Below are 22,118 nucleotides of genomic sequence, written 5' to 3'. Positions count from 1 at the left end.
CTGTTATCCAGAAAACGAAACTGTACTCTTTTTGCGATGGATCAGGTGTGTACCCACGTTATGTTGCACTGCGTCTAATCTGCTTCCATCGCCGCTGGAAGCGGCTTCCGACAGCCGAGCAGCCATGAAGAAGAAAGCCCCCGTCCCGCGCATCGAGCCCTACCACCATGCGGCCGCCGGTTGGGGCGCGGTCAAGCAGGTGGCGATCAACCTGATCAAGGAACGCGTGGCGGGCGGCAACTACCGCACCCTGTTCCGCCAGAACCAGCCCGACGGCTTCGACTGCCCCGGCTGCGCCTGGCCGGATCGCCAGCACGCCTCGACCTTCGAATTCTGCGAGAACGGCGTGAAGGCGGTGGCCGCCGAGGCCACCTCGAAGCGCGTGGGCCCCGATTTCTTCGCCGAGCACACCGTCACGGCCCTGCTCGAGCAATCCGACTACGAACTCGAGCAGCACGGCCGCCTGACCGACCCGATGGTCTACGACGCGGCCAGCGACCGCTACGTGCCGATCGCCTGGGACGCCGCCTTCGCCCTGATCGCGCGCCACCTGAAGGCGCTCGACGATCCGAACCGCGCCGCCTTCTACACCTCGGGCCGCGCCAGCAACGAAGCCGCCTTCCTCTACCAGTTGCTGGTGCGCCGCTTCGGCACCAACAACTTCCCCGACTGCTCGAACATGTGCCACGAGGCCACCAGCCGCGGGCTGCCGGCCACCGTCGGGGTCGGCAAGGGCACCGTCACGCTGGAGGACTTCGAGCACGCCGACCTGCTGATGATCTTCGGCCAGAACCCGGCCACCAACCACCCGCGCATGCTCGGCGAGCTGCGCGAGGCGGCCAAGCGCGGCGCCACCATCGTCTCGATCAACCCGCTCAAGGAACGCGGCCTGGAACGCTTCTCCGATCCGCAAAGCCCGATCGAGATGCTGACCATGGGCAGCACGAAGATCTCCTCGCGCTTCGTGCAGCCGGTGATCGGCGGCGATTTCGCCCTGCTCAAGGGCCTCGCCAAGCGCGTGCTGGAGTTCGACGACGCGGCCGTGCTGGCCGGCCGGCCGCGCGTGCTCGACACCGCCTTTATCGACGAGCACACCGCCGGCTTCGAGGCCTTCGCCGACGACCTGCGCGCCGAGAGCTGGGCCGCGCTGACCGCCGAGAGCGGCGTGTCCTACGAGCAGATCGATTCGCTGGCCGAACTGTATGCCAAGAGCGAGCGCGTGATCGCGACCTGGGGCATGGGCATCACCCAGCACAAGCATTCGGTGCAGACCATCCACATGCTGTCGAACCTGATGCTGATGCGCGGCAATATCGGCCGCGAGGGCGCAGGCCTCTGCCCCGTGCGCGGCCATTCGAACGTGCAGGGCAACCGCACGGTCGGCATCGAGGAAAAGCCGACCATGGACTTCCTCGACCGGCTCGGCCAGGTCTACGATTTCGAGCCGCCGCGCCATCACGGCTACGACGTGGTGGAAACCATCGAGGCGATGCTGGAGGACAAGCTGAACGTGTTCATCGGCCTGGGCGGCAACTTCGCGATGGCCACGCCCGACACGCCGCGCACCTGGGACGGCCTGCGCCGTTGCGCGCTGACGGTCCACATCACCACCAAGCTGAACCGCAGCCACCTGATCCACGGCCGCGACGCGCTGATCCTGCCGACCCTCGGCCGCACCGAGATCGACCTGCAGAACGGCATCTCGCAAGGCGTGACGGTGGAGGACTCGATGAGCATGGTGCATGTCTCCTACGGCATGAACAAGCCGGCCTCGCCGAACCTGCTGTCGGAAACGGCGATCGTCGCGCGCATGGCGATGGCCCTGTTCGGCCCGCACGACAGCGTCGACTGGCAAGCCTACATCGACGATTACGCGCGCGTGCGCGACGCGATCGAGGCGGTGCTGCCGGGCTTCGAGAACTACAACGAGCGCATCGCGCAGCCGCGCGGCTTCCACCTGCGCGTGGCCTCGCGCGAGCGCGACTGGATCACGCCGAACGGAAAGGCGAACTTCGTGGCGCATCCGATGCCGACCGACACGCCGATCCAGCGCGCCCGCGCCCTGCACGGCGAGAAGCTGCTGACGCTGATGACCACGCGCTCGCACGACCAGTACAACACCACCATCTACGCGCTCGACGACCGCTATCGCGGCGTGTTCGGCCAGCGCCGCGTGGTGTTCGCCAACAAGGACGACCTGGCGATGCTGGGCTTCGAGGCCGGTGACTGGATCGATCTCGAAACGGTCTGGCACGACGGCATCGAACGGCGCGCCGACGGTTTCCTGCTGGTCGAATACGACATCCCGCGCGGCTGCCTGGGTGCCTACTACCCGGAAACCAATCCGCTGGTGCCGCTCGACAGCACGGCCGACATCGCGAACACGCCCACCTCGAAATCGATCCCGGTGCTGATGCATCGCTCGGTGACGGCCGCCACGCGCGCGGCGGCCTGAGGCACGGGCCCCGTTTCTGGTAGTGTTGCCTGCCTCACTCGTCGCACCGGAGTTGCCGTCATGATCATTCGCCCGCGCGAACACTGGTTCCGGATGCTGTTCGTCTGGAATGGCTCGGTGCTGCAATCGATCCTGCCGCAGCTCGCGGTGATGACCGTGATCAGCCTGCTGGCCCTGCTCACCGACGGCCGCATCCTCGGCACCAAGGTGCCGCTCAATCCCACCCCGTTCACGCTCGCCGGCCTGGCGCTGGCGATCTTCGCCGCGTTCCGCAACAACGTCAGCTACGACCGCTACTGGGAAGCGCGCAAGCTGTGGGGCGGCGTGCTGACCTCGACGCGCGCGCTGGTCTCGCAGGCGCTCTCCTACGGCGGCACCGACGACGGCGCCGCCTTCACGCGCACCACCATCGCCTTCGTCTACGCGATGAAGCACCAGTTGCGCCATACCGATCCGGCCGAGGATCTCGCGCGCTATCTCGACGCGGACTGCCTCGCGCGCATCGAGGCGGCCCATTTCAAGCCGGTGGCGATCCTGCACGCGCTGCGCCGGCAGCTTGCCGAGCGCCAGCGCGCCGGCAAGCTCGGCGACACGCAGCTGTGGATGCTCGACGCGCAGCTCGACGAGCTGGGCGCGAAGCTGGCCGGCTGCGAGCGCATCGCCTCCACGCCGATCCCCTTCCCCTATCACGTGCTGCTGCACCGGACCATCTATTCGTACTGCGTGATGCTGCCGTTCGGGCTGGTCGATTCGATCGGCTTCGCCACGCCCTTCGTGTCGGTGTTCGTCTCGTACACGCTGATCGCGCTCGACACCATCGCCGGGCATATCGCCGAGCCCTTCGGCACCGGCCCGCATCATCTCGCGCTCGACACGCTGACGCGCCAGATCGAGCGCTCGCTGCTCGACATCGCCGGCGAGCCGCTGCCCGACGAGATTCCCGCTGACTCGCGCTATCGGGCGTCGTAGCGAAAACGCGCCGCGCTGCACCATGGCAATTCATTTTGATATCAAGCTTTCAAAATGAAAATTCCATTCCAATAATCAAGAATGATGGCAAGGCAATTACAGAGGAAATAAATTTCCAGCCGGCCCGCCATCGACAAAAATTAGATAGGCAAGTGTGTTAAATATGCCGTCACGACTCTAATTTCCATCAAGCCTATTCAGGTAAAACCCGACCCAAAAAAAGTTTGCATCCCATTTTGTTAACCGCTATTGTCTAGCTGCATCAAGCCACACCCTCGCTTCAGTAATCAAACTAACGCTATTTCCGGGGCGGCAACGGCAATTCGATCTGCTTCGCAACACGCGTGGAGAGATGGATACCGAGGGCCATTGATCAGCAGAGACAAAACATAGAGGGTCGAGTCATGAGCAATACGTACACGCGCGTTCAATTCACTGTCTCCAACGCACAGCCGTCGCAGAGCATCGTCATCGACATGGACACGACGAAGAAGGACGTGTCGTGGAGCCTCGGCCAGGATTTCAGCAGTTCGTCGGGCCTGAGCATCCAGATGACGGGCGGCGCGGAGCTGCCGCTCACGCAACTGCGCGTCACCGCGGCCGAAATCACCATCGGCACGTCGGATGCGGGCAGCGGCCAGATCGCCTTCACCTTCTCGCTGTTCGTCGCCTCGAAGCCCGATGTCGAGAGCATCAGGCTCAAGTCGTCCTCGGATTCGGGCATCGTGCTGACGGTCTCCGTCAATGGCGGGGTCGCGCAAGCCGTCAACCACACCTTTTCGGGTTTCGACCTCAACTGATAATTCAGGCAAGGTAACGCGCAACCGGTTTCGGCACTTCGGAACCGGTTGCGTGCATCCGGTTCCGGCCATTCGTTCAGGCAAACGAATGGCATTTCGGCATGGATAATCAGTGGGGACCTGAAAATGGAATATACGATCTCGTTTACGTTCCGGACGCAATCGTCCCAGGACAAGCTGTCCGCCGAACTGGTGTTTAATGCACCCAATTACATCAGCCTCACCAATAACGACGCGGTGCAGATTTCAGGCTCGATGGGAGCGACTCCACCGCTGGATAACCTGCTGGTCCAGAAATCGCAAATCCAGGTGCAAACCCATGGCGCGACTGGCGGCGATACCGTTTCGGTCCGCGTTTCGTTCTCGACCAGCGGCAGCGCTATCGGCGGCACCATGAAATTGCTCGGCAACACGCAGGCGAGCGTGCATTACCAATTCGCCGGGTATGACAATGCGGGCACGATCAATCCGGGCAGTTTCTCGATTCCGCTTCCCAACTGACGGGCCCCAGCTTCATGGACAGGAAAGACAAGGCCGCCGGCCGGAACACCGCGGGCGGCAAGGACGCCATGCCCGCTGAAACGGCGCCGGAGGCGCCGGCGCGCGCGCCGCGCGTGACGCCCGCCGCGGTGCGCTCGACGATCGCCGGCGAGCGCGCCTCGCTGCCGCCGCAGGCGCGGCGCACGATCGAGGGGCATCGCGTCGCGAATTCGCTGCACGCGCTCAATGCGCGCGTCTATCAGGAGGTCGCGAGCTTCAAGCCGGTCACGCTCGTCTTCGCGAACCTGCGCGCCAACAGCAATGCCTTGCTGACGCTGCGCCCGGACCAGGAAGCGATCTGGAGCGACGGCGCCGGACGGCAGCAGGTGGGCCTGTCGCTGAGCAGCACGAGCGACCCGGTGATGTATCTGAACCAGTTCCTGATCAATGCGCGCGAGATCATGCTGCAAGCGAGCCAGGACGTGCGCGAGATCCGCGCGTCGCTGTATCTGCGCACCGACCAGTCCGGCGTGCTCGGCCGTGTCATGCTGCCGCCCGGCGCGAGCGTCACGCTGCAAAGCCGCAACGACCGCAGCACGGTGATCGGCGTCAGTTCGTTCGCCCTCGCCCTCGACTGACGCCACCGAAACGCCCGGATGCCCCGCCATGACGCCTGATACGTCCGACACGCCCGATCCGTCCGATCCGTCCACCATGCAGCCCGACGCCCCGGGCCAGCCCGACACGCCCGGCACCGCCGCCCATGCACCCGCCGATCCCGATGCGGGCTGGCGGCTGATGCCGGTGCAGCTCGAATTCTTCGATGTCGCCCCCGACAGCAATCTCGGCATCCAGTTCACCACGGCGGGCGTGGCCTGGTCGCTCGGCAACCGCGGCGGCGACAGCATCGGATTCTCGTACAACGTGGTGGTGTCGAGCGCGAGCGGCGAGCCCTGCCTGAGCGGCATCGAATTCAACGACGCGATGCTGTCGATCCGCACCGCGCCGGGTTCGGGCGGCCTCGCGCGCTTCACGCTCACGCTGTTCCTCTCGATCCATCCCGAGGTCGACTACCTGCAGGGTTATTGCACGCTCAACGAGGAAGCCCTGATCCTGGCCAGCTTCGGCGCGCAGGCGCCGATGCAGTGGTACAACGGCCGCGTGAGCGCGACCCTGTCCGGTTACGGCGGCAACTACCGTCCGATCTGCCTGACCGTGCGCGGCACGCATCCGGGCAACCGCATCGAGATCCTGATCAGCACGCGCAAAGGGCTCGGCAAGGTCAACTGGTCGCTCGGGCCGGACATGAGCGAGGCCGGCGGCATCCTGTTCGCGAGCCAGAACGGCCCGCTGCCGCTCGAATCGCTGTCGTTCACCAACGAAACGCTGAGCTTCGTGACGGCGAGCGCATCGTCCCAGAATCTCGAGTTCTACCTGAACGCCTTCATCACCTGGGAGCCCGACGAGCTGAACTACGTCTATCTGCGCACGGCCTCGGACAGCTCCGTCACCGTGCTCGCGCAGGTGCACAACCGCCAGCCGCAAGTGGTCAGCCGCACCGACACCGTCTTCACGCTGTGACCATGGCAGCTTCGGCCATCGATGGCGGACAGGTACTGCGCGCGGTCAGTGATTCGCTGCGCCGTCTGATCCGCGCCCAGGTGCCGGAACTGGCCGCCGAATCGGCCGTCGTCTACGACTCGCCCGGCGAGATCGACGCGGCCGGCGAGACGCGCCTGTCGCTGTACCTGTACCAGACCGAAATCAATGCCGCGCTGCGCAACCTGCCGCCTTCGCTGACGCGCCGCGCCGGCGCGCAGCCCTCGGCGCTCGCGGTCACGCCCGCGCCGCTGGTGGTCGACCTGACCTACCTGATCGTGCCGTACGGCAAGTCCGCCGAGATCGAACTGGTGCTGGTCGCCCGGCTGATCCAGCTGTTCCACGACGTCGGCCAGCTCTCGGGCGCGCTGCTCTCGCCGCTGCTGCGCGCCACCGGCAACGAGGCGATCGACATCGTGCCGGAGCACGATTCGAGCGAGCAGTTGCGCAACATCTGGACGGTGTTCCCGAACAAGACCTACAAGCTGACGAAGATGTACACGCTCACGCCGGTGCGGATCCCCTCGACGCTCACGCCGCAGGCCGAGATGGTGATGCGCGCCGAGCTGGCCGCGGGAGACCCGGCATGGAACTGAGCGCGGTGGTGCAGGTGATCGACGGCTTCAGCCACGCGCCGCTGGCCGGCCTGCGCCCGGCCTTCACGCTGAACGGCGCGCCGTGCCGCCCGTTCGACAAGGCCGACGGCTTCTATGCGTTCAGCGCCCTGCCGCGCGGCGCTTACCGGCTGGTCGCCTCGGCGCCGCCGTTCTTCCCGAGCCAGGTGGAATTCGAGGTGCCGCCGCGGCCGCCGCTGGCCGACGCGATCGTCTCGTGCGTGCTCGAACCGAGCCCGCTCTACCCGTTCCCGCCCGGCACCACGCTGTTGCGCGGCCAGGTGCTGGCCAAGCGTGGCGGCCAGCCGATCGCCGGCGTGCGGCTCGCCGCGCGCTATGCCACCGCGCGCGGCGAGCCGCGCACCGCCTCGACCGAGACCTCGGCCCATGGTCGCTACGACGGCCGCTACGCGCTCGCGGTACGCGGCCGGCTCGATGCCGCCGGCACGGTCGTCACACTGAATTTCGTCAAGGCCGGCTACCCCGACGTGGCGCGGCAACTGACGCTGGCACCGGGCACCACGCAGTACCTGGACATCACGATGGGCTAACCGACAGAGAGCACGATCTTGGCCACCAACTATCTACATCCCGGCATCTATATCCAGGAGGTGCCGAGTGCGCGCACCATACAGGGCGCGTCCACGTCCACCCCGGCGTTCGTGGGCATCACCCAGACGCTGGCCACGAGTCCGATCGGCCAGCCGACGCTGATCACGAGCTGGAACGCCTACCAGCGCACGTTCGGCAACATGGTCTGGAACGGCATGGTGTCGTGGGCCGTCTACCAGTTCTTCGCGCTCGGCGGCGCGCTCTGCTACGTACTGCGCGCGCCCGACGCGTCGGGCGCCGCCAAGAACGCCACCGCGGCCGCGGGCACCGTCTCGCTCACCGCCGCCACGCCCGGCGAATGGCCGAATACGGTGCTCGGCGTGATGATCACCAATTCGAGCGGCGACCCCAAGGCCACCTCGCCCGTCTTCAACCTGAGCATCGTCGCCGACCCCGCCGAGCTGAACAAGGCGCCGGGCAGCACGCTGGCGGCCTATGTGACGCAGAACGGGCTGGGCCCGCAGACGCTCGGCACCGGCAACAAACAGCTGATCGTGCTTGAGAGCTACAACGGCTATACCGCCAACTCCCTGCAAGCCCTGGTCGCCGCGATCAACGCCACCTCGATGTTCGTCACCGCGACCACGCCTGACACCAAGACCCCCGCGCGGCCGGGCAACACCAGCTCCGCGGTGGCCTTCAAGGGCGGCGTGTCGCAGACCATCGATTACGCGAAGACGCTCGCGCTGCTCAATACGGTGCAGGACATCGGTCTGCTGTCGATGCCCGACACCGTCAACGCCATCGACGCGAGCAAGGCGCCGAGCATCATGGCGCAGTCCACCGCCATCAACGCGGGGCTCAACTACTGCGAGCAGCAGGCGAGCCTGTTCTATGTCAGCGATCCGCCGTTCAACCTGAGCCCGCAGGACATGCTCGGGTTCCGCATGGGCAGCGGCACGGGCGCCATGGCCTCGCAGGCGCTCAACTCCACCTTCGGTTCGATCTACTACCCGTGGGTCTGGGTATCGAATCCGATCCTCGGCAGCAACGTGCCGATTCCGCCCTCGGGCCCGGTGCTCGGGCGCTATGCCAATACCGATTCCTCGGTCGGCGTCTGGAAGTCGCCGGCCGGGGTGATCGACGGCGCGCTGAAGACGGTGGTGATGACGCAGACGCCGCTGACCGACAGCGACCAGGACGTGCTGAACCCGGAAGGCATCGACGCGATCCGCAACCTGATCGGCTACGGCAACGTGATCTACGGCGCGCGCACGCTGGCCGCGGTCGGCAGCGAATGGACCTACGTGGCGGTGCGGCGCCTGTTCATCTACGTCGAGCAGAGCCTCAAGCAGAGCCTGCAGTGGGTGGTGTTCGAGCCGAACGACCAGACCACCTGGTCGGCCGTCACGCGCGACATCGACGCGTTCCTGACCACGCTCTGGCAGGCGGGCGGCCTGTTCGGCGCGAGCGCCGCCGAGGCGTTCTTCGTGGTCTGCGACGCCTCGAACAACCCGCCCGAAACCCGTGCGCTCGGCCAGATGTATATCGACATCGGCCTCGCGCCCGTCTACCCGGCCGAATTCGTGATCATCCGGATCGCGCAGAAAACGGCCGGCCCGGATTCCGGATCCTGATGCACTGACGACGGAGCCAGACGATGGCGAGCACACAACTGACCAATCCGTACCGCGGGTTCCGCTTCCAGGTGGAAATCTCCGGCATCCAGATCGCCTCGTTTTCCGAGGCGACCATTCCCGACAGCACGATCGAGACGACCGAGTACCGCGAAGGCACCGATCCGACCTACAAGCGGTCGTTCTCGGGCCTGACCACCTACGGCAAGCTCACCCTCAAGAAGGGGCTGACCGACTCGATGGACCTCTACAACTGGCACCAGCTCGCCGTGCAGCAGGGCTCGACAGGCGCCTCGGTGCAGAAGAACATCTCGCTGATCCTGCTCGATTCGGGCGGCACCGCCCGCGCGCGCTGGAACGTGATCAACGCCTGGCCGAACAAGTACGAAAGCACCGGCCTCAATGCCAGCAGCACCGAGATCATGGTCGAGACCTTCGAGCTGACCATCCAGTACATGACACGCGTTTCCTGAACGGAGCCCCGCCATGAGCGTCATCAGCACCGAAATCGAATTCACGCTGCCGATCGGCTATCGCGACGGCGACGGCAACCTGCACCGCAGCGGCGTGATGCGTCTCGCCACGGCCGGCGACGAGATCCTGCCGCTCAAGGACCATCGCGTGCAGGCCAACCCGGCCTATCTGTCGATCATCGTGCTGTCGCGCGTGATCGTGCGCCTGGGCAGTCTCGACATGGTCAACACCAAGGTGATCGAGGATCTGTTCTCGGCCGATTTCGCCTATCTGCAGGATCTCTACAACCGCATCAACCAGGTGCAGTCCGAGGACAACGTGGTGGCGATGCCGGGCGCGGACAACGCGGGAAAACTCGCCTCCCTGTAGTGCCCGACCAGATCTACGAGGAGATCGCGTTCATCGCGTATCACTTCCACTGGTCGTACAGGGACATCCTGGCGATGGAGCACGCGGAGCGCCGCCGCTGGTGCGAACGGATCAGCCGCATCAACGACACCATGAACAGCGACGAGCGCGAGAAGAGTCTTCGATTGGGGATATGAAATGGCTTTGGGATCGAGTTCCGCGCGGCAGCCGGCGGCCAGCGCCAACCCGTTCATGGCGTACAACTTCTGCATCGAGATGGGCGGCATCCTGGTGGGCGGCTTCACGTCGGTGGACGGGCTGCAGGTGAAGAACGAGGTCAAGACGATCCGCCAGGGCGGCGTCAACGACATCGAGTACAAGCTGCCCGGCCAGGTGGTCGGCAGCGATCTGGTGCTCAAGGGCGGCGTGAGCGCGGTCGACCCGCTGTGGAACTGGTTCACCGCTGCCGCGGCGGGCAAGGTGACGCGCAAGAACGGCACGATCTACCTGCTCGACAATCTCGGCAATACGACGGTGGCCTGGAATTTCGTCAACGCCTGGCCGATCGAGTGGCAAGGGCCGCAGATCGACGCGAGCCAGACGCTCATCGCGACGCAGAGCTTCACGCTCGCGCACGAGGGAATCCGCAAGCGCGGGAGCGGCACATGATGCGGCCGGATTCGGCCGCGGGCATGCAGCTCGGCGCGATGCGCGCGGCCGCCGCGCTTGCGGCCTCGGTCGCGGCTGCCGGCGCGCGGATCGCCGGGCCCGCGACGAACGCGCAACGCGCGTCGCTCGCGCCGTTCGCGACGCCGCTGGTCCATCTGCGCCCGGCGGCGGGCCATGTGTCGGTCACGCTGGCGCAGGCGTTCGCGCTCCATCTGCATGGTTCGACACGGCTGCCGCGCCTGATCCGGCAGGCGCTCGCCGAGGCGGATCGCGAGCGTGGCCGCGCGCCGCGCGATGGCGCCGGGCGCGCGCGGCCCGGGCCGGCAGCCGGCCTGTCGCCCGCCGCGCTCGATGCGGCGGGCGACAGGCGGCTGGCCGCTTATCTCGGCACTCGTCTCGGCACTCGTCTCGCCGCGCGCGGCGGGCACCAAGCGGCAACCTCGCCGCGCCAGCATCCGGCCGATGCGTGGCAGGCGGCGGCCATGCCGGCACGCGCGGTGCAGCGGCACGCCGCGGCGCGGACCGGCTCGGCGATGAGGCCCGCTGCCTCGACCGGCGCCGCGCCGCCGGCCGAGCATCGAGCGTGGCCGGGGACGCCGGCGTCGGTCGTGCATCGGACCTGGCCGGGGACGCTCGCGCCGGCCGCGCCTCGGGCGCGATCTGGCTCGAGGGTGTTCACCGACGCAGCAGATCATGTGCTGGACAGCCGCGGCTGGCCGGCGCCGGCGGCGATGTCGCTACGGCGCGCGCACCCGGCCGCCGCTATCGCATCGGCCGTCGGGCATGCCGGCACACGCCTCGACGGCAGTCGCCCACGGCAACCCGATAAGCAGGCGCGCAACCTGTCCCGCGCGCAGACCGCGCCTGACGCGTGGCTGGGCCGCATCGCGCGACAGGCCACCCGCATGGCCGCGGCGGGATCGGCACGCGCCGCCGATCCCGCGCCCGGCACGTTCGCACGCCGGCACCGCGCGCCGGTCGCGCAAGACACGCCGCAAGCACCTTCGCCGATCGTCGACACGAGCCTCACGCTGCTGCGCCAAGCGCCGCGCGTGGCCGCCGATGGCGCCGCGCACCGCGACTCGCCCATCACGGGCCGGCCCGCTGCCATAGCGGCACGCGATGCGGGCACCGCCGGCCGCATGGCACAGCCGGGCTCGCGCGCGACGCCGGACGGCCCGCCAGTCCATGCCCAACTGGCCCGCCGGCAAGCGACGCCGCACGCGCCGTCGGCCGTCGGCACCCTGGTCCGCCCGCGTACCCTCGCCGCCCCTACCGGGATGGCCGCGTCGCCGCGCCCGCGATCGGGCCCGATACCGGCGGCATCGCCGGCCGCCGCGCTCGTGATGCCGGCCGCGCACGACGAGCCCACCGCCGCGCGAACGGCCTCGGCCATCGCGCTCGCCCCGGTTTCAGCCAGCCGCCTCGCGACACTCGCCGCGCGCCGCGTGCGCATCGTGCCGCGCGAGCGCAACGCCGCGCCCTCCGCGGCCGCGATCCGGATGGCCGCCGCCTCGCTCGCCGCCCCCGGTGCGCTATCGACCGCCCTCGCACCCGCGCCAGCAGCCGCCGAGCCGGCCGGGCCCGTGCTGGTCCGCTACGGCGACACGCGCATGCCGCCGCCCGCGCATGCCTACCGCCGCGCCGCCGGCCGCAGCGCGGTGGAGCTCGAGCGCGAGATCCGCCATATCGAGACCACGGTGCGCACCCAGGTGGTCCGCGAGATCCTCCATCGCCGCGAGCATGTCGAGCAGATCCGCGCCACCGTCGCCGACACGCTGCACTCGCCCGCGCTGATGCGCTCGCTGGTGCGCGGCATCGAATCCGCGCTGGCCGGCCGGGTCAACGCCGAACGCTATCGAAAGGGAGCGCGCTGATGCTCGAAATGGCCAAGATCGTGGTGCAGAAGACCGGCGAGGAGATCCCGGTGATGTACAACCCCACCGAGCTGTCGCTGAACAAGACCGTGCAGTTGAAGGGCCAGGGCTCGAACGTGCAGTTCCAGCGCGTGGACGACGACGACCTGACTGTCTCGCTGTTCTTCGACACCTACGAGAAGCAGAGCGACGTGCGCGCGCTCACCAACCGGATCGCCGCGCTCACGCAGCCCACCATCGGCACGGCCGAGCGCCGCGAACCGCCGGTGGTGGTATTCACCTGGGCGGGGCCCTTGTTCGTGGGCATGATCAGCAAGCTCGACCAGAAGTTCACGATGTTCCTGTCCTCGGGCGTGCCGGTGCGCGCCGAGCTCAGCGTCACGCTCAAGTCGGTGCTCACGCCCGAGGAAGACCTGCGCGCGCAGGGGTATTTCAATTGCCGCCGGCTCTGGCAGGTGACCGAGAACGACCGGCTCTACCTGATCGCGCAGCGCACCCTCGGCGATCCGGGCCAGTGGCGGCTGATCGCCGAGACCAACGGCATCGACGATCCGCTGAACTTCCCGCGCCGCCAGGACATCGGCCGCACGCTCGTGATCATCGACACACACGGCGAATCGTTCAACGGGGCCGCCTATGTCTGAGGTGCTGACCGGCGGGTTCCGGATCATGAAGAACCGCCAGGCGCTGTCGAGCGCGGTATCCGCCGCGGTGAGCAGCGTGACGGTCCAGCACGAGATCAACGTGCCGACCATGTTCAGCTTCACGCTGAACATCGTGTCGTCCACCGGCGCCTGGCAGGACGTCAACCTCGATGCGTTCGCCCCCGGCGACGCGATCTCGATCTCGCTGGGCATCGATACGCTGACCCAGCTGGTGACCGGCGAGATCACCGCGATCGAGCCGCATTTCAGCCGCTATTCGACCGTCACGGTGCGCGGCTTCGACAAGATGTACCGGCTCAAGTTCGGCACGCGCACGCGTACCTTCCAGCAGGCGAGCGATACCGACATCGCCGCGCAGGTGGCCGCCGACGCCGGGCTCGCGATCGACACGCAGGGCCGCGCCGGCATCGTCAACGACTATGTGCTGCAGAGCAACCAGACCAATTACGACTTCCTGATGGCGCGCTGCGCGCAGCTCAACTACGAGTTGCTGATGGACGGCACCACGCTGGTGTTCCGCCCTGGCGCCGAGGGCGCGAGCCCCGTGCGCACGCTGAACTTCCCGGCCGACGTGGACGATCTCGATCTCAAGCTGCGGGTGCCGACGCTGGGCCAGCAGGTCAGCGTCAGCAGCTACGACATCGTCTCGAACCAGCCGCTGTCGGCCACCGTGTCGAGCGGCACCGCGCGCGACCGGATGGGCGGCAGCGAGACGGGCTACCAGGCCGCCAGCAGTTTCCCCGATTCGTCGGTGCGCTACGAGCGGCCCAACATCGTCACGCCCGAGGCGCTGCAAAGCGTGGCCGCCGCGCAATACCAGCGCAACCTGGCCGGCTTCATCGAGGGCCGCACCAGCGTGCTCGGCGACGCCAGCCTGGTGGCCGGCATCAACGTGCGCCTGACCGGGCTGAGCCAGCGCTTCAACGGCATCTACTACATCACCTCCAGCACCCACACGTTCGATGTCGAGGACGGCTACCAGACCGAATTCACACTGCGGAGAACCGGCATATGACTCCCGACCACACCCTCGCGCTCGACTCGCTCGCGCTCGGCGTGACGCTCGGCAAGGTGGCCGACACGCGCGATCCGGAAGGTTACGGGCGCGTGAAGGTGAGCTTCGTGCTCAAGGGCGCGGAAATCGAATCGGACTGGGCCCAGATCACCAGCTTCTTCGCCGGCCCGAACACCGGCGCCTTGTTCCTGCCGCAGATCGGCGACTCGGCGCTGCTCGCGTTCGCCAACGGCGACCCGAGCAAGCCCTACGTGATCGGCTTCCTCTGGAACGGCGCGCAGAAGCCGCCGGTGCCGACCGACAGCCAGCAGGACGTGCGCGTGATCCGCACCCGCAACGGCAAGACCATCACGCTCGACGATTCGCCCAACGGCGGCGGCGTGACGATCGTCGACGCCAAGCAGAACCGCATCCAGATCGACACCTCGAGCAATACCATCAGCCTCAGCAGCGAAGGCGACCTGTCGATCACCGCGAAGGGCACGCTCACGCTGACCGGCTCGCAGGTGACGGTGCGCAACACGGCCGGCAACGTGAAGGCCAGCCTCGGCGAGGCCAGCCTGGCCCTGCAGGGCGGCCAGAGCCTGAAGCTGACGGCCACCATGATCGATCTGAACTAGGAGCGCGCAGATGGGACAACCCGCCGCCAAGATGGGCGACAGCATCGTCAACGCCGCCGACATCCATATCGTGCTGGTACCGAGCCCGGGCGGCCCGGTGCCGACGCCGCAGCCGTTTCCGTTCAACGGCAAGCTCTCGATGCAGATGAGCCTGAACGTGCGGATCAACAGCCGCCCGGCCGCCACGGTCGGCTCGATGGCGCAGAACATTCCGCCCCATATCCCGAGCTCGGGCGCCTTCCAGGTGCCGCCCACCAACCTCGGCCGCGTGGTGTTCGGCAGCACGACGGTGCGCATCAACGGCCGCGGCGCGGCGCGCATGGGCGATATCTGCGAGACCTGCCACGACATTCCGCCGGGCGCGCCGCAGGCGCCGCCGCCCACCGTGGTGGTGGCCGGCATGTCGAACGTGCTGATCGGCTGAGATGGCCACGCCAAGCGACTTCCTCGGCCAGGGCTGGGCCTTCCCGGTCGCCACGCGCGGCGGCACGGTGATGCTGGCCGCCGGCGCCGACGACATCCGCCAGTCGATCCTGATCATCCTGCAGACGGCGCCCGGCGAGCGCGTGATGCTGCCCGAGTTCGGCTGCCGCATCAACGAACTGGTGTTCGCGGCCGGCAACGCCACCGCCGTGAGCCTCGCGCAGCTCTACGTGACGCAGGCCCTGAACCGCTGGGAGCCGCGCATCCAGACGCTCGCGGTGCAGGTGACGATCGCCCCCGATACGCCGCAATGCCTGCGCATCGAGGTCGACTACCTGATCCGCGAGCGCAACCAGCCGCAAAACCTCGTTTATCCCTTTTATCTCAAGTAAGCCGAATCACGATCATGAACGAAGCCGCCATCACCGCCCGCCTGCAGGAACTCGAGGACAACCATCGCGCCGGCGAGCAGCAGTTGCGCCAGCTCGAAGCGCGGCAACGCGAATTGCAGCAGACGCTGCTGCGCATCGCAGGCGCGATCCAGGTGCTCAAGGAACTGCGCGAGGAGATGCGCCAGTCCGCGGCCCCCGACGACACGCAGGCCTGAGGCCGCCCCGCACCGAGCGCCGCCATGGACGACCCGATCCTCGACTTCCGCACGCCCGCCGATTTCTATCGGCAGGCGCTGGCGCTCGCCGCCGTCTACACGCCGCAGTGGAGCACCAACTGGCCGGCGCCGCTGCAGGATCCGGCGACCCAGGCGGATCCGGTCGCGACCGCGTCCGCCATCAACCAGGATCCCGGCCTCGTGCTGCTGAACCTGTTCTCGCAACTGGCCGGCTACACGGCGCAGATCGAGAACCGGATCCCCTATCAGCGCCGCCAATCGTTCTTCCAGTTCCTCGGCATCGCGCCGCGCCCGCCGCTGCCCGCGCAGGCGCCGATCACCTTCACGCTGAAGCCGGGCCAGCCGGCGCGCGAGGTGGCGGCGCAAACCGCCGTGATCCCGCCCGACGCGCAGGACATCCGCTTCCAGACCGGCAAGACCTTCACCGTCGTGCCGGCCCGCCTGACGGCCGCGATGACGATCATGCCGTCGCAGGACAGCTACCTCGACGCGATGCCGGCCGTCCAGGCCGCGCTGGCCGGCACGCCGGTGCCCAACGGCATGCCCGTGTTCGTCGCCGCCAACGATGCCGATGCCGGCGCGATGCCGCTCGGCCACTGGTTCATGATCGGCGACGAAACCCTGTTCAAGCCCGATCCGGCCTTGCAGCGGCTCACCATCACCCTGCTCGGCGAGCGCCTGCATGCCGACTATTTCGCGCAATGGTTCGACGCGACCCTGCGCCCGCTGGCCGTGACGCTGGCCGGCACGGACGACGCGCGCCGGCTCGACATCACCCTGCTCGACCAGCCGCTCGCGCCGGCCATGTCGATCGACGCGCTGGTGCAGACGCTCTATGCGCGCGAGGACCCGGGCGCGGGTTTCTCCGACCCGTCCGCCGCGCTCGCCGACCCCTCGTCCGACAACTGGCTGCTGACCTGCCCCGCACCGGGCCTGCCGATCCTCTCGGCGCTGTCGGCGCAGTTGCCGATGATCGACGGCTGCTTCTGCACCTTCGAGGGCGACGCGATCCAGCCGCAGCAGGCCGCCTGCAACGTGATCGCGCTCGATATCGCCAACGGCGCCTACCCGTTCGGCGAGACGCCGCAAACCAACGACGCGTTCTACATCCGCAGCGACGCGGTGTTCGCGCGTACCGGCGCGCGCGTGACGCTCGACCTCGACCTCGCCACGGTGAGCCAGGCCTACCCGGTGGTGCTGTATTGGCAGTTCTGGAACGGCACCGCCTGGGATTCGCTCAACCAGACCGACGCGCAGCGCAACCAGTACCAGTGGGTCGACACCACCAGCGAGCTGCAGGCCAACGCCACCAACGGCCCCACCGGCATCGCGTTCCTGTGTCCCGCGATGAAGCCGGTCAGCGTGACGGGCGCCGAGGGGCTGTGGCTGCGCGCGATGATCGCCTCGGGCGGCTACGGCGCGCCGGGCGGCTTCACCACCACCAGCGTGGCCAATACCATCGACACGGTGCCCGACAGCATCCTGCCGCCCACCCAGAAAGCCGCCGTGATCGCCTGGCTCAACAACGTGCAGGGCGTGAACTTCTCCTACCAGTTCAGCGAGGCGCAGTTCGCGCCGCCGTTCATCCGCACGCTCCATATCGGCTACCGCTATTCGGCCGCGCCCTCGCGCTTCTGGACCTATAACGCGCTCACCGCCAGCCGCTTCCTGAGCGCGCCCTACGTGGCCGTCGACGCGCGACTGAGCGGCTTCTATTTCGCATTCGCGACCGAGGGCTTCGACACCGATACCGTCGGGCGCCGGCTCGAGATGTACGTGTCGATCGACGGCGAGCGCGCCGAGCCGGCCCGGCCGCTCGCCTGGCAGTACTACGACGGCGCCGTCTGGCAGCCGCTGGCCGTCGACGACGGCACCTACGGGCTGTCGCGCTCGGGCATCGTCGGCATCCAGGTGCCGCCCGCCATGCCCGCCACCGCGCTCTATTCGCAGCTCGCGTACTGGATGCGCGTCGAGAACGGCCATGTCGAGCGCACGATCCGCGTGTTCGGCCTCTATCCGAACTCGGTGATGGCCGCCAACGTGACCAGCATCGTCGAGGAGGTGCTCGGCTCGAGCAACCAGCAGCCGGGCCAGACCTTCCAGGTCTCCTATCCGCCCGTGCTGCCCGATCTCGTGCTGCGCGTGGACGAACCACGCGGCATCGAGGACACGCCGAGCCCGGTCTCGCTGTCGGACAGCCTGGCCGGCAGCGGCACCGCCTCCGGCGACGCCTCGGGTTCGGCCGGCGCGCGCGGCTACGGCGAACGCGCTGGCGGCACGCGCGGGGGCGGCACCACCGCGGCGGCCAGCAGCACCGCCTCGGACACCATCGGGCGCACCTGGCGTTGCGTCGACACCTTCGCGCTGTGCGGGCCGGCCGATCGCGTCTACACGCTCGACTGCCAGAACGGCCTGATCACCTTCGGCGACGGCTATAACGGCATGATCCCGCCAGCCGGCTACAACAACATCGTGGCGGCCTTCTACGACACCACCCAGGGGCTGCGCGGCAACGTCGCCGCCAACACCCTGACGCTGCTGCGCCCCGGCATCGGCGGCATCGACGCCGTGACCAACCCGAGCGCGGCGCGCGGCGGCGTGGGCGGCGACACGCCGGACGATATCGCCGCCACCGGCCCCGCGCTCGTCAAGGCCAACGGTTATGCGGTGGACCTCGACGATCTCGGCGCGCTGGCGACCGAGGCGAGCCAGCAGATCGCGCAGGCCCGCGCCATCGAGATGCCGGACCACCGGATCCGCATCCCGCTGCTCGCCTGCTCGCTCGACCCGGTGCCGTACACCACCCCGCAGATGATCGACACGGTCGCCTCGACCGTGCGCGCGCAGACGCTCGCCACACTCGCGCCGCGCATCGACTTCGTGGCGCCGTCGTTCGTGGCCGTCGACGTGATCGCGCAGATCAGCGCGAACTGTTCGCCCGACCAGCGCAACGCGCTGCAACTGACGCTTGCCTCGCAGCTCGCCGCGTTCCTGCAGCCGGTGTTCGGCGGCCCCGCCCAGCAGGGCTGGCGCTTCGGCGCGCCGGTGCGCGCGCTGACCATCAACCGCTTCCTGCGCACGCTGCCGGGCGTCGCCGCGGTGCAGTCGCTGAGCCTGAACGGGCGCGTGGGCGGCGATATCGTGCTCGCGCCCGACCAGTTGCCCGTGGCCGGCACCATGCAGGTGCTCGCCACCGCCACCGCGGCCGCCACGGGGGCTACCGGGGCCACCGGGGCTACGGGGGCCGCGTCATGAGCTTCGAGCTGCCGAAACTCGACACGCAGACCTACGCGCAGCTGCTGACCGAGCTGGTGCGGCGGATCCCGCAGTACACCGATCAGTGGACCGACTACAACGACAGCGACCCCGGCATCACGCTGTTGCAGATGCTCGCCTGGATCGACGAATCGCTGCTGTACCAGGCCGACCGGATCCCGACCACCACCGACGAAAACTTCCTGCGCTGGGTGCTGGGGCTGGCGTTCAGCAACAATGTCACCGAATACAGCACCGCCGCGCAGAAGCAGCACGATGCCGATTTCCTCGCGCTGCAGGCCACGCTCGCGCAAATCGAATCGGGGCCGCCGGTCTCGCGCGCGACGCTGCAGCGCGACGTGCTGCTCTACCAGCAGCAGCCGTACATGGCGCTGACCCTGCCCAATGCCGAGCAACTGGCGCTGGAGACCAATCGCGTGATCGCCGCGCAGATCGCGCAGCAGGCCAAGGGCGCGACCACCCCGCTGATGGTGGCACGCGCCGACGCCACCACGCGCGGCGAGGCGATCGTGGTCCATATCCTCGCTGACGCGCCGGTCACCTATACCTATCCGAGCTGGCCGAACAAGAGCGAGTACCTGGGATCGACCACCACCGCGCGCAGCCTGCTGCTGCTCCAGCCGGTCGACGCGAGCGGCGCGACCAACACCCTGCTCACCGCCGTGCGCAAGTACCTGGCGCCGCGCGTGGTGGCCGGCAACGCCTTGCTGGTCGCGCCCGCCCAGCTCACGCCGATCGACCTGACGATCACCGTGCGCTGCCTGCCCGGCTCGAATCTCGCGCCGATCCTCGGCGCGCTCGTATCGCTGCTCTACGACTACCTGCTGCCCACCGGCGGCCCCGTGGGCGGCTGGCGCTACGGCGAGGCGCCGTCGGCCGACGACCTGGCCCATCTGGTGCTCGGCACGCCCGGCGTGGAGGATATCAAGGCCTTCGACTACACCTACCTGCCCACCGTGGTGCCCGGCGTGATGGCCCAGCTCGGCGCCAACACGCTGCTGGCCGAGCTGCCTTCGGGCCGCGCGGCGCAACGCTATGCCGGCCTGCCGCGCTTGCGCTGCCTCGACATCACCGCCACCGGAGCGCCCTGATGAGCACCGATCCGTCGGGATACCTGCGCTACCTGCCGGCGATCTACCGCGACGCCGCCGCGCCCTTCGTCGGCGACTACCTGAAGATCTTCGAGAAGCTGCTGACCGGCATCGACGACCAGGCGCTCGACGGCCGGCGCGGCATCCAGGAGCTGCTCGCCTCGGCCGTGATCGGCAACCTGTTCTATCCGCGCCTGTCGTTCCTGTTCCCGCCGAAGGACACCAGCTTCATTCCGCCGATCTCGGGCGCCGAACACAGCCAGGAAGTGCAGATCCTCGACGATCTGAACCGCTACATCGGCGTGCCCTCGCCGCCCAATCCGGCGGCCCGCTTCAGCGGCGGCCAGCATGCCACCCAGCCGCCCGAGGCGGCCATCCAGGCCTGGCTCGACGGCTTCCTGAACTGGCTGGCCGGCTGGGTCGACCTGGTGCCCGACGGCAGCTGGGACATCGACAAGAAGCGCAACGTGATCGCGCAGAGCCTCGCGCTGTACCGCATGCGCGGCACGCCGCAAGGTATCGGCATGCTGATCGACCTGCTGTTCCTGCCGCTCACGCTCACGGGCGTCGCGCTCGGCGAGAGCGACACCGACGACAGCGACCGCAGCAAGACCCACCCGATAGCGGGCGACGTGAAGGTCACCGTCAGCAACCCGACGCCCGTCGGCATCACGGTGCGGGACGACAGCAAGTCGCCGGACGCGTTCGTGCTGCAGGACAGCGACACGAACCCGGGGCCCGTGGTGTCCGGCTACGCACCGTGGGTATTCGACGTGCTGATCACGCTGCCGAATGACGACAACCCCGATTTCCTGCTGACCGCCACCAACGTCACGCAGGTCCAGCAGTTGATCAGGCAGATCACGCAATTGCTCGACCGGGTCCGGCCCGCCGCGACGCGCTACACGATCGGCATCGTGCCGACCATGCAGCTGCCGGTCGTGCCGCCGCGGCCGAAGCAGGCGGCCAGCAGCGCGACGCTCGGGGTGAACACGCTGCTGGGCATCGGCGGCGGCAACCCCTGAGCACCCCAACCGACATCCGGCACACCACACACGGCCCACGACACGAGACGCTTCCGATGAGCTATCCGACCATTCCGTCCACCATCGCCGTACGCCTGAACTACCAGGACGGCATGTTCCTGACCGCTCAGAACATGGGCACCGAGCAGGACTATTTCTCGAACTGGATCCGGCTGCAGAACCGCTACCTCTATACGCCGGGCGTGCTCGACGGGCTGGTCCCCAGCAAGCAGGACGATACGGTCCAGGTCACCGAAGGCACCGGCTTCGACGCCGACGGCGACTTCCTCGTCTTCCCCGGCGACAGCAACAACGTGCTGCCGGCAGCCAGCGGCCTCGGCAACCCCTACGGCGTGTTCCTCAGCTACCCCGACGCGGCCCCCGACAAGAACAGCGTCACCTACGACGAGGCCGCCGTCCTGAAGAACGCCAAACTCGACGACAAGAGCACCAGCATGATCCTGCTCGCGAAGGTCACGCTCGAGGACAACACCACCAGGATCAAGACCGTCGAGGACGTGCGCGTGGGCGTGACGAGCAGGCTGCCGGTGGTGTTGAAGCCGGAGCCGAACCTCGCGAGCGCCGGAATGACCGCGCCCGACATGAGCGGCGTGCGTTACGGCACCGCCACCGTGGACGTCAGCGAGTTGTCCCAGCCCGGCAAGAGCCTTGCCGTGACGGTCGACTACCTGGCCGACGGCGGCCAGGCATTCAGCCAGCCGCCGGTCGCGGTCCACACCAACGTGGTCGGCAGCACCCCCTACGCGATCAATGTCACGGCGATCGGCACCTCGTCGTTCGAGATGCTGGTGACCGCCGTGCTCACGCGCACCGACACCACGCCGGCCACGCAGGTGAACTGGCTCGCCCTGCCGGCCTCGCCGGCAGCCGGCGCCTGACG

Annotated in this window: 24 protein-coding genes; all 24 read left to right on the top strand. The window is 68.0% G+C overall.

Features of this window, described 5'->3' with window-relative positions; all coding sequences use genetic code 11:
* Window positions 1-124: 124 nt before the first annotated feature.
* On the top strand, window positions 125-2,455 hold the full coding sequence (locus BM43_RS05115) for an FdhF/YdeP family oxidoreductase (RefSeq protein ID WP_036056605.1): 2,331 nt from the start codon (window positions 125-127) through the stop codon (window positions 2,453-2,455).
* Between the two features lie 60 nt (window positions 2,456-2,515).
* Window positions 2,516-3,424 carry a bestrophin family protein gene (locus BM43_RS05110; RefSeq protein ID WP_036056606.1) on the top strand — a complete coding sequence of 303 codons (909 nt, stop codon included), beginning with the start codon at window positions 2,516-2,518 and terminating at the stop codon, window positions 3,422-3,424.
* Window positions 3,425-3,828: 404 nt separating this feature from the next.
* Complete coding sequence (locus BM43_RS05105; protein ID WP_036056607.1) at window positions 3,829-4,224, top strand: hypothetical protein; 396 nt, start codon at window positions 3,829-3,831, stop codon at window positions 4,222-4,224.
* A 126-nt stretch (window positions 4,225-4,350) separates the two neighbouring features.
* Window positions 4,351-4,725: a hypothetical protein gene (locus BM43_RS05100; RefSeq protein WP_036056608.1), complete on the top strand. Its 375-nt coding sequence runs from the start codon at window positions 4,351-4,353 to the stop codon at window positions 4,723-4,725.
* Window positions 4,726-4,739: 14 nt separating this feature from the next.
* Window positions 4,740-5,342 (top strand): hypothetical protein, encoded by a 603-nt coding sequence (locus tag BM43_RS05095; RefSeq protein ID WP_036056609.1) that lies wholly within the window; start codon window positions 4,740-4,742, stop codon window positions 5,340-5,342.
* 28 nt (window positions 5,343-5,370) lie between these two features.
* A complete protein-coding gene (locus BM43_RS05090; RefSeq protein ID WP_036056610.1) occupies window positions 5,371-6,285 on the top strand; it encodes a hypothetical protein in 915 nt (304 codons plus the stop codon).
* Between the two features lie 2 nt (window positions 6,286-6,287).
* Window positions 6,288-6,899 (top strand): Pvc16 family protein, encoded by a 612-nt coding sequence (locus tag BM43_RS05085; protein WP_036032128.1) that lies wholly within the window; start codon window positions 6,288-6,290, stop codon window positions 6,897-6,899.
* Window positions 6,890-7,468, top strand: a complete 579-nt coding sequence (locus BM43_RS05080; protein ID WP_036056611.1) for a carboxypeptidase regulatory-like domain-containing protein — start codon at window positions 6,890-6,892, stop codon at window positions 7,466-7,468. The genes BM43_RS05085 and BM43_RS05080 overlap by 10 nt, the downstream gene beginning before the upstream one ends.
* Before the next feature lie 18 nt (window positions 7,469-7,486).
* Window positions 7,487-9,106, top strand: a complete 1,620-nt coding sequence (locus BM43_RS05075) for a phage tail sheath family protein (RefSeq protein WP_025100912.1) — start codon at window positions 7,487-7,489, stop codon at window positions 9,104-9,106.
* Window positions 9,107-9,129: 23 nt separating this feature from the next.
* On the top strand, window positions 9,130-9,579 hold the full coding sequence (locus tag BM43_RS05070; RefSeq protein WP_013690023.1) for a phage tail protein: 450 nt from the start codon (window positions 9,130-9,132) through the stop codon (window positions 9,577-9,579).
* A 13-nt stretch (window positions 9,580-9,592) separates the two neighbouring features.
* On the top strand, window positions 9,593-9,949 hold the full coding sequence (locus BM43_RS05065) for a hypothetical protein (protein WP_013690022.1): 357 nt from the start codon (window positions 9,593-9,595) through the stop codon (window positions 9,947-9,949).
* The gene (locus BM43_RS41590; RefSeq protein WP_013690021.1) at window positions 9,949-10,125 is read left to right on the top strand and encodes a DUF6760 family protein; all 177 of its coding nucleotides are present in this window, start codon (window positions 9,949-9,951) and stop codon (window positions 10,123-10,125) included. Before BM43_RS05065 ends, BM43_RS41590 begins: the two co-directional genes overlap by 1 nt.
* A gap of 1 nt (window position 10,126) precedes the next feature.
* The gene (locus BM43_RS05060) at window positions 10,127-10,597 is read left to right on the top strand and encodes a phage tail protein (protein WP_025100913.1); all 471 of its coding nucleotides are present in this window, start codon (window positions 10,127-10,129) and stop codon (window positions 10,595-10,597) included.
* 23 nt (window positions 10,598-10,620) lie between these two features.
* Window positions 10,621-12,474 carry a hypothetical protein gene (locus BM43_RS05055; RefSeq protein WP_144417625.1) on the top strand — a complete coding sequence of 618 codons (1,854 nt, stop codon included), beginning with the start codon at window positions 10,621-10,623 and terminating at the stop codon, window positions 12,472-12,474.
* Window positions 12,474-13,118, top strand: a complete 645-nt coding sequence (locus tag BM43_RS05050) for a CIS tube protein (RefSeq protein ID WP_013690018.1) — start codon at window positions 12,474-12,476, stop codon at window positions 13,116-13,118. Before BM43_RS05055 ends, BM43_RS05050 begins: the two co-directional genes overlap by 1 nt.
* Entirely contained in the window at window positions 13,111-14,154 is a 1,044-nt protein-coding gene (locus BM43_RS05045) for a phage late control D family protein (protein ID WP_036032122.1), read from the top strand. The genes BM43_RS05050 and BM43_RS05045 overlap by 8 nt, the downstream gene beginning before the upstream one ends.
* Window positions 14,151-14,774: a phage baseplate assembly protein V gene (locus tag BM43_RS05040; RefSeq protein ID WP_036056613.1), complete on the top strand. Its 624-nt coding sequence runs from the start codon at window positions 14,151-14,153 to the stop codon at window positions 14,772-14,774. Before BM43_RS05045 ends, BM43_RS05040 begins: the two co-directional genes overlap by 4 nt.
* 10 nt (window positions 14,775-14,784) lie before the next feature.
* Complete coding sequence (locus BM43_RS05035) at window positions 14,785-15,198, top strand: PAAR domain-containing protein (RefSeq protein ID WP_013690015.1); 414 nt, start codon at window positions 14,785-14,787, stop codon at window positions 15,196-15,198.
* Window position 15,199: 1 nt separating this feature from the next.
* A complete protein-coding gene (locus BM43_RS05030) occupies window positions 15,200-15,589 on the top strand; it encodes a GPW/gp25 family protein (protein WP_036032119.1) in 390 nt (129 codons plus the stop codon).
* A gap of 14 nt (window positions 15,590-15,603) precedes the next feature.
* Entirely contained in the window at window positions 15,604-15,804 is a 201-nt protein-coding gene (locus tag BM43_RS05025; protein WP_017919908.1) for a hypothetical protein, read from the top strand.
* A 24-nt stretch (window positions 15,805-15,828) separates the two neighbouring features.
* Window positions 15,829-19,080, top strand: a complete 3,252-nt coding sequence (locus BM43_RS05020; protein ID WP_036056614.1) for a baseplate J/gp47 family protein — start codon at window positions 15,829-15,831, stop codon at window positions 19,078-19,080.
* Window positions 19,077-20,192, top strand: coding sequence for a baseplate J/gp47 family protein (locus tag BM43_RS05015; RefSeq protein ID WP_042286366.1), 1,116 nt, complete (start codon window positions 19,077-19,079; stop codon window positions 20,190-20,192). The genes BM43_RS05020 and BM43_RS05015 overlap by 4 nt, the downstream gene beginning before the upstream one ends.
* Complete coding sequence (locus BM43_RS05010; RefSeq protein WP_036056616.1) at window positions 20,192-21,217, top strand: phage tail protein; 1,026 nt, start codon at window positions 20,192-20,194, stop codon at window positions 21,215-21,217. The genes BM43_RS05015 and BM43_RS05010 overlap by 1 nt, the downstream gene beginning before the upstream one ends.
* A gap of 56 nt (window positions 21,218-21,273) precedes the next feature.
* Window positions 21,274-22,116: a hypothetical protein gene (locus BM43_RS05005; protein WP_036056617.1), complete on the top strand. Its 843-nt coding sequence runs from the start codon at window positions 21,274-21,276 to the stop codon at window positions 22,114-22,116.
* The last annotated feature ends 2 nt before the right edge of the window (window positions 22,117-22,118 follow it).

Source organism: Burkholderia gladioli (genome assembly GCF_000959725.1).
Taxonomy (GTDB): Bacteria; Pseudomonadota; Gammaproteobacteria; order Burkholderiales; family Burkholderiaceae; genus Burkholderia; species Burkholderia gladioli.
Note: the sequence above shows the minus strand (reverse complement) of the source record. Positions and strands in the feature narration are given on the sequence as shown.

Excerpts from the sequence above, each read along its gene's own strand:
- BM43_RS05115 (WP_036056605.1), top strand. The coding sequence starts at position 125 with ATGAAGAAGAAAGCCCCCGTCCCGCGCATCGAGCCCTACCACCATGCG.
- BM43_RS05110 (WP_036056606.1), top strand. The coding sequence starts at position 2,516 with ATGATCATTCGCCCGCGCGAACACTGGTTCCGGATGCTGTTCGTCTGG.
- BM43_RS05105 (WP_036056607.1), top strand. The coding sequence starts at position 3,829 with ATGAGCAATACGTACACGCGCGTTCAATTCACTGTCTCCAACGCACAG.
- BM43_RS05100 (WP_036056608.1), top strand. The coding sequence starts at position 4,351 with ATGGAATATACGATCTCGTTTACGTTCCGGACGCAATCGTCCCAGGAC.
- BM43_RS05095 (WP_036056609.1), top strand. The coding sequence starts at position 4,740 with ATGGACAGGAAAGACAAGGCCGCCGGCCGGAACACCGCGGGCGGCAAG.
- BM43_RS05090 (WP_036056610.1), top strand. The coding sequence starts at position 5,371 with ATGACGCCTGATACGTCCGACACGCCCGATCCGTCCGATCCGTCCACC.
- BM43_RS05085 (WP_036032128.1), top strand. The coding sequence starts at position 6,288 with ATGGCAGCTTCGGCCATCGATGGCGGACAGGTACTGCGCGCGGTCAGT.
- BM43_RS05080 (WP_036056611.1), top strand. The coding sequence starts at position 6,890 with ATGGAACTGAGCGCGGTGGTGCAGGTGATCGACGGCTTCAGCCACGCG.
- BM43_RS05070 (WP_013690023.1), top strand. The coding sequence starts at position 9,130 with ATGGCGAGCACACAACTGACCAATCCGTACCGCGGGTTCCGCTTCCAG.
- BM43_RS05065 (WP_013690022.1), top strand. The coding sequence starts at position 9,593 with ATGAGCGTCATCAGCACCGAAATCGAATTCACGCTGCCGATCGGCTAT.
- BM43_RS05060 (WP_025100913.1), top strand. The coding sequence starts at position 10,127 with ATGGCTTTGGGATCGAGTTCCGCGCGGCAGCCGGCGGCCAGCGCCAAC.
- BM43_RS05055 (WP_144417625.1), top strand. The coding sequence starts at position 10,621 with ATGCAGCTCGGCGCGATGCGCGCGGCCGCCGCGCTTGCGGCCTCGGTC.
- BM43_RS05050 (WP_013690018.1), top strand. The coding sequence starts at position 12,474 with ATGCTCGAAATGGCCAAGATCGTGGTGCAGAAGACCGGCGAGGAGATC.
- BM43_RS05045 (WP_036032122.1), top strand. The coding sequence starts at position 13,111 with ATGTCTGAGGTGCTGACCGGCGGGTTCCGGATCATGAAGAACCGCCAG.
- BM43_RS05040 (WP_036056613.1), top strand. The coding sequence starts at position 14,151 with ATGACTCCCGACCACACCCTCGCGCTCGACTCGCTCGCGCTCGGCGTG.
- BM43_RS05035 (WP_013690015.1), top strand. The coding sequence starts at position 14,785 with ATGGGACAACCCGCCGCCAAGATGGGCGACAGCATCGTCAACGCCGCC.
- BM43_RS05030 (WP_036032119.1), top strand. The coding sequence starts at position 15,200 with ATGGCCACGCCAAGCGACTTCCTCGGCCAGGGCTGGGCCTTCCCGGTC.
- BM43_RS05025 (WP_017919908.1), top strand. The coding sequence starts at position 15,604 with ATGAACGAAGCCGCCATCACCGCCCGCCTGCAGGAACTCGAGGACAAC.
- BM43_RS05020 (WP_036056614.1), top strand. The coding sequence starts at position 15,829 with ATGGACGACCCGATCCTCGACTTCCGCACGCCCGCCGATTTCTATCGG.
- BM43_RS05015 (WP_042286366.1), top strand. The coding sequence starts at position 19,077 with ATGAGCTTCGAGCTGCCGAAACTCGACACGCAGACCTACGCGCAGCTG.
- BM43_RS05010 (WP_036056616.1), top strand. The coding sequence starts at position 20,192 with ATGAGCACCGATCCGTCGGGATACCTGCGCTACCTGCCGGCGATCTAC.
- BM43_RS05005 (WP_036056617.1), top strand. The coding sequence starts at position 21,274 with ATGAGCTATCCGACCATTCCGTCCACCATCGCCGTACGCCTGAACTAC.